A 14,226-nucleotide genomic window follows, 5' to 3' on the forward strand; every position below is an offset into this window, starting at 1 on the left:
GGGCAGCCATTCCCGAGTTTTGGCGCCGAGAACGGAGCACAATCATCTGCGGGTTTTCTCAGCCCTTGCGGGCGGATGGCAGGCGCGAGACCAATCTCAAAGAGATGGTTAGGCCTTCGAGCTGATAGTGTGGCCGCATGTAAAATCTCGCAACGTAATATCCGGGATTATCTTCGACCTCTTCCACCTTGACCTCGGCCGAGGAGAGCGGCTGCTGTGCCTTACTCTCTTCGCTCCCAAGCTCGGGCGAGGGGTGGACGTAGCCCTGAATCCATTGGTTGAGCCACTCCTCGACCTCGTGGCGCTCCTTGAACGTGCCAATCTTGTCCCGGACCATACACTTCAAATAATGTGCGAAGCGGCAGGTTGCGAAGATGTAGGGTAGCCGGGCACTGAGTTCGGCGTTCGCTGACGCGTCGGGGTCTTCGTATTTGACCGGCTTGTTAATAGTCTGAGCGCCAATAAATACGCCGAGGTCCGTGTTCTTGCGGTGCAACAGCGGTAGAAGACCGTTTTTGGAGAGTTCGGCCTCACGGCGGTCGCTGATCGCGATCTCAGTGGGGCATTTTAGGTCGACGCCACCGTCGTCGCTGCGGAAGGTATGTACCGGCAGGCCCTCGACGAGGCCGCCGGATTCGACGCCGCGAATTCTGGAGAGCCAGCCATAGAGCTTGAACGAGCGCGTGATATTTACGCCCATGGCGTAGGCTGCATTCGTCCAAAGGTATTTCTCGCTGTCGCCGCCGTCTGTGTCCTCCTCGAAGGCGAATTCATCGACCGGGTTGGTTTTGGCCCCATAGGGCAGCCGGCCAAGGGTGCGTGGTAAGGTCAGGGCCACGTACCGCGAGTTCTCGCTTTCGCGGAACGCTCGCCAAGGAGCATGTTCGGGAGTGAGGAAGATTTTTGTGATGTCACGCGGGTTCGCAAGCTCACGCCAAGAATCCATCTGCAGCAGATGTGGTGAGACGGCAGATATAAGCGGTGAGTGGCTCGCCGCCGCGATCTGCGCGAGTCCCGAAAGCAACTCTACGTCCGGTGGGGTATGGTCGAAATAGTAGTCGGCAATCAGGCAGCCATAGGGTTCACCGCCGATTTGGCCATATTCGTCTTCGTAGATTTTTTTGAAAAGCGGACTCTGATCCCAGGTGACACCCTTATATTTCCGCAAAGTTCGGGACATCTCCACCTTTGAAACTGGGAGAACGCGAATCTTTAACGTCTCATCGGTTTCGGTGTTGAGGGCAAGGTGATGCAAGCCCCGCCAAGCTGATTCCACGCGCTGGAAATTTTCGTGATGGAGGATCTCGTTGAGTTGCGCAGAAAGCTTCTGGTCGATCGAAGCAATCATTTTTTGGATAGTCGCGACGACATCGTCGCTGATCAGCGACGTGTTTTGAAGTGCCTGCTCGGCCAGTGTTCGGACGGCACTCTCTACCAAGTCACGGGAGTGGTCCGAGCGGATCCTGAACTCGAATCGAAGCATGCGGGTGAAATCGCCGAGATCAACGGTGGCGACCTGTACATCTGTGGCATCTGCAGGCGTCACGATCAGTTCTCCTCTGTGTCTGGGGATGCCAATGGCGGAGCGGCAACCACTCCATCAGGCTTCTCAGTCTCGATGCCACTGCCGAGGGCGCTTAGCAGTGCCGAATCGGCGAGGAAGTGGGTGAGCAACTCTTCGGCACCGTTCTTCCCGTCCATGTAGGCCAGCAGATTGGAGAGCTCCGTTCGCGCTTCGAGCAGCCTGCTAAGGCTGTCGACCTTGCGCGCCACGGCCGCCGGCGAGAAATCTTCGAGCCGCTCGAAGGTCAAGTCGACAGCGAGTTGGCCTTCTCCGGTCAATAGGTTCGGCACCCGCATCACCACCCTGGGCCTCAGCGATCTGAGCCGATCATCGAAATTGTCGATATCGATCTCCATCATCTTACGCTCCGCGACAGGAGCAAGCGGCTCGTCAGCATTGCCAGCGAGATCGGACATCACGCCGACCACGAAGGGAAGCTGAACCTTCTTCTGAGAGCCATAGGTCTCCACGTCGTATTCGATCTGTACGCGAGGCGGACGAACCCGCGCGATGAACTTTTGACTACTCGCCTTTGTCATGTGTTCCACTCCTGATTAGGAAGATTACGCACGTCACGTGCCCTCATCGACCGCCAGGCCGGCAATCGAGCGGTACTGGGCAACCCCTTCTGGCGCCAACTCTTTGACAAGAGCCATGAAGTCCTTCGAGACAAGTCGCTGCGCGCGCTCCAGAAGGGCTGATAGCGGGCTCGCGGGTTCGTTCACCTGGTACCAGTGGCAAATGCGGCCAAGGATTTCGACAACGTCATCGCGGTTGCGGATCACGTCGGGGTATGGGGCCTTGCTGGAGTCTGGCAATGGAGATGCCGCGGCTGCAGGCTGGGCCCTTTTCCGATGGACGTCGACCAGATCCTTGGCCTGGGTGAGTAGCACTATCAGAGGGTCGAATCGAACGGCCTCGTCACTCGCAACGTGCCGCCGAACACTCGCGTCTAGATCGGTGGCGGCTGCTAGGCTGGCGTCGAGACCAGTGCTGATCTGCTCGAGGTGCAGTGGGTCGGTGTCGGTGAAAGCGAGCTCGATAGTCGAACGATCAACTTCCGCAGACTGCGACCGTAGCGCACCAGCCCAATCGCGGAGCGTAAATGCCCCGAATTGCCTGGAGGCGGTGAGTGGAACTTGGCGTATTTCCGCCAAGATCCCGGAGAGATCGCAGAGGCTTGCCAGAGCGTTGAGGCGAACGGTCTGATCTCCGTCATCTTCTGGATCCGGTCGCGGATGTAGCTCTGACCAGTAGAGCTCGACATAGGCCGCGAGCAGCTCAAGCCCCTGACTTAGACCAGGGAAGCCGAACTGACTGAGGGCGGATCGTGCGAGCAAGATGCCGACTCTTAGATCCTTAGTGCGGGCAGAAAGGTCGAGGCCAAGCCGCCACACCTCTGTCCAATTGGGAGCCTCCTCGGTGGCGATGGAGTCGCCTATCTGCTGGTGCGGCTTGCCGTGCGACGCTATCTCGAGCTCCAGGAAGCTCAGATCGTAATCGAGAGCATCCCCGCATGCGTTGCCGTCGCCGATCGGTTTTAATAAATGATCTGCATCGAGCATGACCAAAATCCCAGTTTTCCCGACATTAAAGATCGTCGCGCCTCTGTTTCTCAACGTTTAGCAATGAGCAGACGCGATTGCTCATGCACAATCGACATTCGTATATGTCGTGAATGCTTGGGGCGTGAACGCCGCCGCTTCGGATCTTGATGCAGCTATGTGCTGCTCAGGCGCAAAGGACACCTTGTGAACCACAAGAAGCTCTTCCGGCTCCATCGGGAGGAGAAGCTCACGATGCGCAAGCGCCGTGGCCGGAAACGAGCGAAAGGCAAGCGTTGGTGTTGATCCCGCTGGCTGCCAATGATCGTTGGTCGCTGGACTTCGTGTCGGATCAACTCACCGATAGCGCGGGGGGGGGGGGCAGTCTGTGCAAAGGGCAACCTGCGGAGTACCGTTGCAAACGTGAGCCGGAAGGCCTCCAACTACGGAGTCTTCGCGCGGCCGCCTCCGCGCCAGCACCAGGGTCCGCACCAAGGCGACGGGCGTGGTGTGATACATGTGAAGCTCAACGCCAGCTGGCCTCGAATTGACCTGATGAGGTATAAGAGATTGCCGACGTGCGAGGTCCACGGCACCCGGTCAAACGCTTCAGCTTGCTAGCGCGAGAAAGCCTCGGAGCTGCAACCATTCGGCCGTCTGCCGCTCTGCCTAGTGGAGGATTCGAAGCGCAGAGGGTGCAATGGGTGCTGCATAAGGTGGATGGCCTCGTCGGCGATCGGTCTTGGGGGTGTCGGGGCGCGGACCCACATCGAACGAGCGGCCAGCCGGCGGGTCCATCGCGCGTGCAGCGACCCGGCGTCAGTGGTAGAACGGCTCGAGCACTTCAACGGCATGTAATCTCCTGCGCTCCGCCGGACCGCCGCACGAGGCTTATAGGGCGACAATCTAGATGAGATCCGTATTGACCGCATGTAACGATGCTCCCCGAGATTCGCACGTTGCCTCATTCATTTCGCTCCCAGTTGGAGCGAAGGAGTGGGGTGCGGAGATGGCGGGGTTTCGCAGCGGCCGGCCTCCTTCGCGAGCGCCATTGCCGTTTTCGACGGAAGTCGAAGTCTAATAACCATCGTCGCGGTATTCTATTGACAATGGGTGTGATGCGGCTTTGCGTGATCTTCTAAAAGGAATCGAATCCCGCCGCCAATCTCTCGTTCTACCGCGCACCTACCGGACCCCAACGTGACTGTCGACCCTGCTTCCATTAATCGTGCAGGGCAACCACGCGGTCTCTCGTGCAGATCCCTGCGATTTCGAATTGACGGACACCGAACCCGTTAGACGGTCGTGGAGTGCACGCACTTAGTCACCCTAGCCGCCCGGGCACTGCAACCCCGCTGTACCGATCCTTCTACCTCTATGCTAAAGAAAGTTTGGGGAAACTTGCCTCCTCGGCATCGTTCGACGGCGGCCTTGGCGCCAATCTTGCGAGGAGCAGGCCGATGGTCGCAGCGGCATGCGAGCCGACATTCTGCGATCCGCGCCGTCGAAGACGAGGTCGCTCTCGGCGTGTTAGTCAGCCGGAATGCGCCGGCCGTCGTGCCCCTAAATCTCGATCTCGAGCCAGGTATTGGCCTCCAGGCTGAAGAAAAATTCGGCGCTCTCACATGCTCATGCAATCCCGTGGTGGACGACCAACGCACATGATGGTGCAGTTCCTAGGGAATGTGGTGATGAGTCATGAGCCGTCCTATATCACCTTGAACGCTGCCCTCCTGGCTATTCGTTTCTTTGAGGCACCCACAATTATGGCGGCATCGGCGGCGCTGAGATCGGGATGGGCCGCCTTCAGCGCGTCCGCCCAGGCCGCATTGCTCTGCCCCGGCAGCTGCGGTGTCTGCCTAGCGATTTCGTCCAGCCTCGCCTGGTCCTGCGCCGACACCGTCTGGAACGCCGTCCTCACGGCGATATCGCGCCTTACGGCACCCACGATTATGGCGGCATCGGCAGCGCTAAGATCGGGATGGGCCGCCTTCAGCGCGTCCGCCCACGCCCCCTTGCTCTGCCCCGGCAGCTGCGGTATCGCCGCCTTGATCTCGTCCAGCCTCGCCTGATCCTGGGCCGACACCGTCCGGAACGCCGCCCTCCTGGCGATATCGTCCTTAAAGGTGCCCACGATTATGGCGGCATCGGCGGCGCTGAGATCGGGACGGGCCGCCTTCAGCGCGTCCGCCCAGGCCGCATTGCTCCGCCCCTGCCGCGGTGTCGCCGCCGCGATTTCGTCCAGCCTCGCCTGGTCCTGGGCCGACACCGTCCGGAACGCCGCCCTTTTGGCAATATCCTGCTTTACGGCACCCACGATTATGGCGGCATCGGCAGCGCTGAGATCGGGATGGGCCGCCTTCAGCGCGTCCGCCCAGGCCGCATTGCTCTGCCCCGGCAGCTGCGGTGTCTGCCGCGCGATTTCGTCCAGCCTCGCCTGGTCCTGGGCCGACACCGTCCGGAACGCCGCCCTCCTGGCGATTTCGTCCTTTGCGGCGCCCACGATGGTGGCGGAATCGGCGGCGCTGAGATCGGGATGGGCCGCCTTCAGCGCGTCCGCCCAGGCCGCATTGCTCTGCCTCGACTGCCGCGGTGTCTGCCTGGCGATTTCGTCCAGCCTCGCCTGATCCTGGGCCGACACCGTCCGGAACGCCGCCCTCACGGCGATATCGTCCTTTAAGGCGCCCACAATTATGGCGGCATCGGCGGCGCTGAGATCGGGATGGGCCGCCTTCAGCGCGTCCGCCCACGCCCCCTTGCTCTGCCTCGACTGCCGCGGTGTCTGCCTGGCGATTTCGTCCAGCCTCGCCTGATCCTGGGCCGACACCGTCTGGAACGCCGCCCTTTTAGCAATATTATGCTTTACGGAACCCACGATGGTGGCAGTATCGGCAGCGCTGAGATCGGGATGGGCCGCCTTCAGCGCGTCCGCCCACGCCCCCTTGCTCTGCCCCGGCAGCTGCGGTGTCTGCCTGGTGATTTCGTCCAGCCTCGCCTGATCCTGGGCCGACACCGTCTGGAAAGCCGCCCTCCTGGCGATAGCCCGCTTTACGGCGCCCACGATGGCGGCGGCATCGGCGGCGCTGAGATCGGGATGGGCCGCCTTCAGTGCGTCCGCCCAGGCCCCCTTGCTCTGCCTCGACTGCCGCGGTGTCTGCCTGGCGATCTCGTCCAGCCTCGCCTGGTCCTGGGCCGATACCGTTTGGAACGTTGTCCTTTTAGCAATATCCTGCTTCAGGGCACCCACGATGGTTGCGGCATCGGCGGCGCTGAGATCGGGATGGGTCGCCTTCAGCGCGTCCGCCCAGGCCGCATTGCTCCGCCCCTGCCGCGGTGTCGCCGCCGCGATTTCGTCCAGCCTCGCCTGGTCCTGGGCCGACACCGTCCGGAACGCCGCCCTTTTGGCAATATCCTGCTTTACGGCGCCCACGATTATGGCGGCATCGGCGGCGCTGAGATCGGGATGAGCCGCCTTCAGCGCGTCCGCCCACGCCCCCTTGCTCTGCCTCGACTGCCGCGGTGTCTGCCTGGCGATTTCGTCCAGCCTCGCCTGGTCCTGGGCCGACACCGTCCGGAACGCCGTCCTCCTGGCAATATCGTCCTTAAAAGTGCCCACGATTATGGCGGCATCGGCGGCACTGAGATCGGGATGGGCCGCCTTCAGCGCGTCGGCCCACGCCCCCTTGCTCTGCCCCGGCAGCTGCGGTGTCGCCGCCTTGATCTCGTCTAGCCTCGCCCGGTCCTGGGCCGACACCGTCCGGAACGCCGCCCTCCTGGCGATAACCCGCTTTACGACGCCCACGATGGCGGCGGCATCGGCGGCGCTGAGATCGGGATGGGCCGCCTTCAGCGCGTCCGCCCACGCCCCCTTGCTCTGCCTCGACTGCCGCGGTGTCTGCCTGGCGACTTCGTCCAGCCTCGCCTGATCCTGGGCCGACACCGTCTGGAACGCCGCTCGATCGACGAGATCGCCCGTTGAGGCCCCCACGATTATGCTGGCATTCGCGGCGCTGAGATCAGGCGCCAACGCCAGCGGCCTTTGAGCATATAACCTCTGCTTGCGGCTGGGCCTGGGATCTGCGCCCTTCTCAGTAGTCTGCCTCTTGCGCCCGCCACCGGTCGGATCGCCGGGCTCCGCGGGCACCTCGGACATGGCCGAATGCTCCTCTCTTTCACCTGTCACCTCGGTCGGCCTGGCAACCGCCGAAGCTTCAAAATTATAAAACTTTTGCTTGCGGCTGGGCCTGGGATCTGCGCCCTTCTCAGTAGTCTGCCTCTTGCGCCCGCCACCGGTCGGATCGCTGGGCTCCGCGGGCACCTCGGACATGGCCGAATGCTCCTCTCTTTCACCCGGCACCTCGGTCGGCCTGGCAACCGCCGAGGCTTCTAAATTCCCAAGGCCATGCAGCCCCCTGCGCTGAGGGCCAGTCTCCAGCGGCTGTCCCTCGACGAGGTGAATAATGCGATCGGCATTATTGTATTCATCTGTTGTCCTCGTGAGGTTGAACGCGGTCTCTGCCGGGACGACCGGAACTCTCATCAGTTCCGTCATGTCAGCCATCATTTGCGGGGTTAGTTCTTCAGGGCTTTGAAGCTCGGTCGGCGGGCTTGGCTCGACGCTTAACGCAGCCCAAGAGGCCGTTTCAGAAGGCTCCAGCCAGAAGTCCTGCGAATTGAAGCTGCCGGCTGACAGCGGACCGGCTTGATCCGCCGCCTGCCAAAGCTCCTCTTGATCGGCAGACGCCACTAAAGGCTGCGTGCTTTGATCCGTTGGCTGCCGAGGGCTGGCTCCCGCCGCTGTCGCGCTCGCGAGGTTGAACGCGGTCTCTGCCGGGGCGACCGGAACTCTCATCAGTTCCGTCATGTCAGCCATCATTTGCGGGGTTAGTTCTTCAGGGCTTTGAAGCTCGGTCGGCGGGCTTGGCTGGTCGACGCTTAACGCAGCCCAAGAGGCCCACTCAGAAGGCTCCAGCCAGAAGTCCTGTGAATTGAAGCTGGCGGCCGACGGCGGACCGGCTTGGTCCACCGCCTGCCAAAGCTCCTCTTGATCGGCAGACGCCACTAAAGGCTGCGTGCTTTGATCCGTTGGCTGCCGAGGGCTGGCTCCCGCCGCTGTCGCGCTCGCGAGGTTGAACGCGGTCTCTGCCGGGGCGACGGCTACTCGGGTAAGCCCCGTTAGCCTTTCCACGTAACGCAACATCGGATTCTCTTGCCAGATGTCGTCCGAATTGAAGTTGTCGGCCACGTGATCGACACGCGCCACTGAAGACTGCGCTCTTTGATCCGCTGGGTGCCGGCCCTCCTTCGCGCGCGCAGAGCCCTGCCCTTTAGTCCGAGGGTCCCTGTCAACCATGCTCACCCCCCTGGGATATGGCCTTCAGGAAACAAGGGGTCAGCTGTCGAGCACCGACTGCTGACGGAAGGTCAGAATTTATCAGGGGCTCAAGCGACTTAACCAGATCGCAAGGGACGCGACTGCAACCATCGACCGCTCCAGGTTGCCGAGCCTCGTTCGGACGCCGCTCAATCACCGTGGGTCCCGTTTTCTGCTGTTGTGGCATGGGGCGGCTCTGCGGAATCGAGCTCAGGTGACGGGAGGCCGGCAGATCCCGAAGACATGGCCAGGCCGTTGATAGCTGGTGGCGTGAACGCATCATTGCAGCAGAACCTCGAAAACCACGGAGAAGAGCCCGCGATTCAAACTAGCGCAATCCCGGTATTGGATTGCATGCACAGGTGATATGCTCGCATCCAGTTAGTGAGCGGCTATGGCGCAGCTCCTGCGTGAACCCATAACGACAGCGGCGATCCTTCGAGAGATGCAGCGACGACCCGTTCTCCAGACCGGAGGTCCTTGCTTGATGTGGCGATCGGCACGGATTGCTATCAACGCTGACGGCCGCCGGTGCCGCGCAAGCCGGTTACGACGCGAACATCGACATGATCTCTTCTATGGTGGGATTGATTGGCCCACCGATACCAGGGTAGTGGCAACTGTCGCCAATTGCGGCGCCAGTGAGGTCGGCCCTTCGTCTTCGAACTCTTTGCTGGCTTCCGCTAGACAACGCGGCCTTATCACAAAAAGACTGGGAGATTTAACGATAATCCCGGCATCCGGACTTCTGCGTATTGCCGGCCGGTAATAGCGCGAAAGACTTGCAGCAATCGCAGCGCCGGCGGCACCGTGACCAGTATCCGCACTGCCTGGCCCGTAACAATGCGCTGTGACCAGCGGAAGCCGATCTCGTGGAAAGACAAGGCATGCTGCGGGCTGATGAAAGACGCCGGCAATGGTGCGGCGGACTCGGGACTTGAAACCTCCCACCGAGTTGACGTGGGCGGTGTCTCGAACGAATTCGCGGCTCGAATGCTTTACGTTCTCATGCGTAGCGAAGCTCTTGCCAATCGCCATGAACGCCTCACCGCCCATCAAGCAGGCATGCGGTTCGATCCCTTTTCGCCGTCGCGCGCCCTACACATATCGAAAGGCCTTTTCGGCCCCGTCCAGGCGGTAGACCGTCCGGATTCTTTCTCGGTCGCTCACCGAGATGAAAACGGTCGATCTCCACCGTGCCATCGAGCATGTGCTCGCGCGCCAACATGAGGCGCTGCGCATATCCCATTCGCTAGCTATTGGGCATCACCAAATGTGCAAATGCCTATCTTCGCCGCGTGAACGATCCATGCCGCCAGGGCTGCTATCCCGCACCTGGCGCGAACCGGGACTGCAACCGGTTCGTGCATCGTGTCCAGGAGGTGGTTGTCTAATCGCTAAACTAGTCGTCAAGGTGCTTTAGGGGCGGCGGCGCGTGAAGACGATGTTGGCGGCGGCACATGCCTTCGGCGTATTCAGGAACATTTTTGACGAGGCAATGCGCATCACGTGTCACCTTGCCTGTTGCGCTGCACTTTTGGCCCCGTACTTGCGGCGCCGGCTCTCAAGGCTTCCGGGCGGTCATTTGCAAGATTCATCCCGTACGAGCGACAGGACAGGCCGAATTGGCGCGTAGTAGGTCAGTGTGAACATGAACGACCAATACGGCTCTGAGGGCAACGGGCTACTGAGCGACAGCCTAGATGAGATCCCTTGCTTGTCGCGCTGCAAGGGGGCTCATGACCAATCCTGATGAGCTTCGGCACTTGCATATCTGAGCTGTCTCGACACGCGATGCTCTTCTACCAGCGCATTGTTGGATATCAGATGTGCATGCAAGGGGGCAGTGAAGCTCTGCTACTTTTTACGGAGAAAGCCGTTCTGTCAGGTGGACGCGAGGCGAGTCTTGAATGTCGTGGAATAATAGGGTCGTCTGGTCGGAGGGCTTATTCCTCCGCCCGCAGCATTTTCAGCAGGCCGATCGTCACGTCGAACAGCTGGTGCGTAGCAGGACGGCGGTTTTGCATGGGTACGGGTGGGGTATCAGCGAGCTGCGGCTCAATCGAGAGCTACTTGGTCTCGGCAAGATCGCCATCGAAGCGGCTCGCGGCGTCTTGGAGGACGGCATGCCCTTCAGTATTCCTGACGAAGCCAACCAGCCAACTCCCTACGACGTTCCGCGGGATTTTCGAGATTCGCTTATTCACTTGGCGGTACCGTTTTATCAACCCGGCGCTCTTGAAACCGACGCGCAAGCGGGAATTGACGTACCTATCCGCTTCGCAGTCTCCACTGAGGATGTTGTCGACACCAACGCTGGCGAGCGGGGCAGCGCCTCCATCGACGTAGCGCGGCTGGATTTTCGACTGCTGCCGGACGCGGCAGACCGGTCTGGCTACACTTGCATCCCAATCGCCCGTATCATAGAGGTCCGGGCCGACCGACAGATCATTCTGGACGAGACGCACGTGCCGCCAACCCCCGACTGCGCCAGCTCCCGGGTCCTCTCGAACTACATCACTGAGATCACCGGCCTGCTTCACCATCGCGGTGAAGCTCTGGCTACTCGGGTCTCCCAGTCGGGCACGAACCGGGTTGCAGAGCTCGCGGACTTCCTTCTGCTGCAGGCGATCAATCGGTACGAGCCGTACTTCTGCCACCTGTCCAAGGCCGCCGTTGTAAATCCGGAATCGCTGTATGTTCTCATGCTCCAGCTGGCGGGTGAACTAGCCACGTTCGCCTGCCTCGATAAACGTGCCCCGACCCTTGGTGTTTACAAGCACGACTCTCTCGCGGAGGCGTTTTTGCCAGTGATCCAGTCGATCCGGGCTTCGCTGGGTGCAGTGATTGAGCAGACTGCGGTCTCCGTACCGCTGCAGCGGCAAAAATACGGTATCCATGTGGCTGAGGTGGCCGACCGCTCTCTCTTTACGACCTCGAGCTTCGTGCTGGCTGCTCGGGCTGATATTGAGGTCGAGCGCCTCCGGCGCGAGTTCCCGTCTCAGATTAAGATCGGCCCGGCGGAGAAAATCACGGAACTCGTCAATGTCGCGCTGCCCGGCATTATCATCAATCCCCTACCGGTCGCGCCGCGTCAGATCCCGTTCCATGTTGGATTCAGCTATTTCGAGATCGATCAAAATAGCCGCTTCTGGAAGGATATGCCCCAATCCGCTGGCTTGGCGCTGCACGTTGCTGGCGACTTCCCAAATCTCGAAATGGCTCTTTGGGCCATCCGAGCCGGACAGAACCCAAATTTGAGTTAGCCCACCAATGCCCCTCACGCTACGTGTACACAGCAATAGATGCAGTTTTCCGGAACATCTCGTGCCGGGCGACGCGGCTGGTGGGCTGACTACCAGCCGAGCAGGCAACAGCCTCGTTCTGCCGGATGATCAGCAGATGGTCTCGAAATACCACTGCTCAATCGAATGCATGGCACGGCGATACGGACTGATCGACCGAGGCCGCGGCAACACATGTCTGAGTGGCGAGGCTGTGCCGCTTCCGTCAGAGGCGCCGGTCGCCCGGAAAACCAGCGATGTTATTCAGATCGGCGCCTATAGGATCGATGTCGTCGTGTCGCCTTCGATATCCATTGCGGAGAGTGCCGCCGAACCGGAGGGACAACTTGCAGCGACAAGTGAGGAGTTGAGTTTTCTTGGCCCCCTCGAAATGGCCTCGTCGCTCCTGGCGGGCAATTGCACCCGGGGTGAAGAAGCGCTGCTGGACCTGAGGAACGGCGAGTTCCCACCATTGCCAGTCTTAGACACTCCGTTTGACGCGCTGGCGGGCATGATGAGAAATCCGTTGGATATCTACGCAGACAGTGTGCCGGATCGGGCCCCCATCTTGGCGCAACCCAAGGTAGATCAATCATCTCGACAAGAATCATCGGGCGGCCGTCACGGCTTTTCTTGCCGCCTGCGGCTTATCATTGGCAGATGTCCGGAATGCCGGCATCGTAAGCGTGCTGGATCGTGCAGGGAAAATGCTTCTGTATTCCGCCGCGCTGCACAACATTCACTCCGAGCGAGAGCTGGCGAACAATCATTCAGAAATAAGAGTTCCGACGAAAAACCCCTGAGGTTCGTTCCGGATGTCAGGGGGTTCCTCCGCGGAGACCTGGCCATTGAGCATGCCTTCGCCGACCGTGGGACGCATGACGTGTTATTCGCGGCTGTGCAGAAGGCTCTGTCCAGCGTCCGTGCACGCTTGTCCCTAGCAGGGATCGAGAAGGCGATGGGGCGGACCCGTTCCCTTTTGCACCGCAACCATAAGGCGCAAAACCGGAGTGCGTACGTGCGTGTCTTCAATGACGTCGTATCGAACATCGAAACTGATTTGCTCCGGAGCTTCGGCGCCGACTTCGGGCGCCCAGTGCGAGAGCGTCGCCGACCCGCCCGCCGATCCCACGATGAGAGCGTCCGCTCCGAAGGGAAGTGGGCGGGTTGATGATGGTGATTGAGGAAACGATGCCAAAATCCCAGCCACTCGTCCTCCTCCACGCCGAGGAGCAGTTGGCTGTCCCTTCGCCGTCATCGCCAGTGCCGGACGAACTTACCTGGGAGATGCTTGCGCTCGACCGACTTAATCCACTGGTCGCCGCCGCGGCGGCGCTGCTGGGTCTCAGCGCTCAGCTCAAGAGCAGTGCTAGCCATATCGACGTTGAAGCACTGCGCCTTAGAGTGCTGCAGGAGATCGATGCTTTTGAGCGTCGGATCACGCCGCTCGGATTGCCATCGCGAGCGATCAAGGTCTGCAAATACGCCCTCTGCGCGACCATCGATGACATCGTTCTGAACACAGCCTGGGGCAGCAACAGCGTCTGGACGACGCGCAGCTTGGTGGGATCGCTGTTCAGCGATACCTGGGGCGGCGAGCGTTTCTTCGATCTGCTGACGCAATTGAAAAATGAACCGGCCATCAATATAGAACTGCTGGAGCTGCTCTACTACTGCATGAGGTTGGGCTTCGAAGGCCGATACCGCGTCATTGCGGGAGGAGCCGCAGAGCTCAGTGTGCTGTGCGAAGACGTCTACCGCCTGATCCGAGCAGCCCGTGGTGACTTCGAGCGCGAACTATCCCCGCACTGGCGGAGGAACTCTAATAATCCGAAGCCACGCCGCACAATCGTTCCAATCTGGGCTGTCGTAGCGTTTGGGGCAGGGTTACTCCTCTCGATCTATACCGGACTTCTGCATGCATTAAATGCCCGCGCCGATGCTGTCTTCAACGATCTCGCGACATTGCCGCCAAACGGCGCTGTCAGATCGGTGAGAATCGTATTGCCGCCAAAGGTTGTGATGAGCAGCGGCCGACTGCGTAACTTCCTCGAGCCCGAAATCCGCGAAGGGCTTGTCACTGTGTCCGAGGACCCACAGCAGATCGTCGTTACCATTCGCGCCTCCGGGATGTTCGATTCTGCTAGTCCGGAAGTGAAGAAAATGTTCCTGCCGCTTCTTTTACGAATTGGTCGTTCTCTGAACGATGAGTCGGGAGCAATCCTCCTGACCGGGCACACCGACGCTATGCCGGTGCAATCGCTCGCCTTCCCTTCAAACGATTCCCTTTCGCTCGCGCGTGCGAGGACAGCTGCCGAGATTATCAAATCCATCATGGATGACCCAGGCCGCGTGCGAGAAGAGGGCAGAGGGAGCGGTGAACCGGTCGCTTCGAACCATACGCCCGAGGGCCGCGCGCGGAACCGTCGGATTGAAATCATCATCACAAAGACACGATGA

General features: G+C 60.6%; 7 protein-coding genes and 2 pseudogenes. 4 read left to right on the forward strand and 5 right to left on the reverse strand.

What is annotated here, in order from left to right:
• Positions 1-58: 58 nt before the first annotated feature.
• The 3 genes from tssC to tssA are packed head-to-tail and all read right to left on the reverse strand — an operon-like array spanning position 59 to position 3,129.
• Positions 59-1,546, reverse strand: coding sequence for a type VI secretion system contractile sheath large subunit (gene tssC / locus CO657_RS24540; RefSeq protein ID WP_007636661.1), 1,488 nt, complete (start codon positions 1,544-1,546; stop codon positions 59-61).
• Positions 1,547-1,548: 2 nt separating this feature from the next.
• On the reverse strand, positions 1,549-2,103 hold the full coding sequence (tssB, locus tag CO657_RS24545) for a type VI secretion system contractile sheath small subunit (RefSeq protein WP_054185914.1): 555 nt from the start codon (positions 2,101-2,103) through the stop codon (positions 1,549-1,551).
• Between the two features lie 33 nt (positions 2,104-2,136).
• A complete protein-coding gene (gene tssA / locus CO657_RS24550) occupies positions 2,137-3,129 on the reverse strand; it encodes a type VI secretion system protein TssA (RefSeq protein WP_054185913.1) in 993 nt (330 codons plus the stop codon).
• Between the two features lie 117 nt (positions 3,130-3,246).
• On the opposite strand from tssA, the pseudogene CO657_RS24555 reads away from it, so the two are divergent.
• Positions 3,247-3,473 (forward strand): annotated as a pseudogene (locus tag CO657_RS24555) (IS3 family transposase); the annotation flags it as partial.
• Positions 3,474-4,816: 1,343 nt separating this feature from the next.
• Here the strand turns inward: CO657_RS24555 and CO657_RS24565 are convergent.
• Both CO657_RS24565 and CO657_RS24575 read right to left on the reverse strand, forming a co-directional pair.
• Complete coding sequence (locus tag CO657_RS24565; protein WP_245293069.1) at positions 4,817-7,261, reverse strand: hypothetical protein; 2,445 nt, start codon at positions 7,259-7,261, stop codon at positions 4,817-4,819.
• Positions 7,262-9,058: 1,797 nt separating this feature from the next.
• A pseudogene (locus CO657_RS24575) lies at positions 9,059-9,734 on the reverse strand (transposase); the annotation flags it as partial.
• A 658-nt stretch (positions 9,735-10,392) separates the two neighbouring features.
• Here CO657_RS24575 and tssK point away from each other — a divergent pair.
• The 3 genes from tssK to icmH are packed head-to-tail and all read left to right on the forward strand — an operon-like array spanning position 10,393 to position 14,226.
• Positions 10,393-11,748: a type VI secretion system baseplate subunit TssK gene (tssK, locus tag CO657_RS24580; RefSeq protein WP_054185912.1), complete on the forward strand. Its 1,356-nt coding sequence runs from the start codon at positions 10,393-10,395 to the stop codon at positions 11,746-11,748.
• A 7-nt stretch (positions 11,749-11,755) separates the two neighbouring features.
• Positions 11,756-12,937, forward strand: coding sequence for a type VI secretion system-associated FHA domain protein (locus CO657_RS24585; RefSeq protein WP_280950511.1), 1,182 nt, complete (start codon positions 11,756-11,758; stop codon positions 12,935-12,937).
• Positions 12,937-14,226, forward strand: coding sequence for a type IVB secretion system protein IcmH/DotU (icmH, locus tag CO657_RS24590; RefSeq protein WP_054185910.1), 1,290 nt, complete (start codon positions 12,937-12,939; stop codon positions 14,224-14,226). The genes CO657_RS24585 and icmH overlap by 1 nt, the downstream gene beginning before the upstream one ends.

The sequence above is a fragment of the Rhizobium acidisoli genome (assembly GCF_002531755.2).
Lineage (GTDB): Bacteria > Pseudomonadota > Alphaproteobacteria > Rhizobiales > Rhizobiaceae > Rhizobium > Rhizobium acidisoli.

What these genes read in the sequence shown, in the direction of transcription:
- tssK (WP_054185912.1), top strand. Translation starts at nt 10,393, where the DNA reads ATGTCGTGGAATAATAGGGTCGTCTGGTCGGAGGGCTTATTCCTCCGC.
- CO657_RS24565 (WP_245293069.1), bottom strand. Translation starts at nt 7,261, where the DNA reads ATGTCCGAGGTGCCCGCGGAGCCCGGCGATCCGACCGGTGGCGGGCGC.
- tssA (WP_054185913.1), bottom strand. Translation starts at nt 3,129, where the DNA reads ATGCTCGATGCAGATCATTTATTAAAACCGATCGGCGACGGCAACGCA.
- icmH (WP_054185910.1), top strand. Translation starts at nt 12,937, where the DNA reads ATGATGGTGATTGAGGAAACGATGCCAAAATCCCAGCCACTCGTCCTC.
- CO657_RS24585 (WP_280950511.1), top strand. Translation starts at nt 11,756, where the DNA reads ATGCCCCTCACGCTACGTGTACACAGCAATAGATGCAGTTTTCCGGAA.
- tssB (WP_054185914.1), bottom strand. Translation starts at nt 2,103, where the DNA reads ATGACAAAGGCGAGTAGTCAAAAGTTCATCGCGCGGGTTCGTCCGCCT.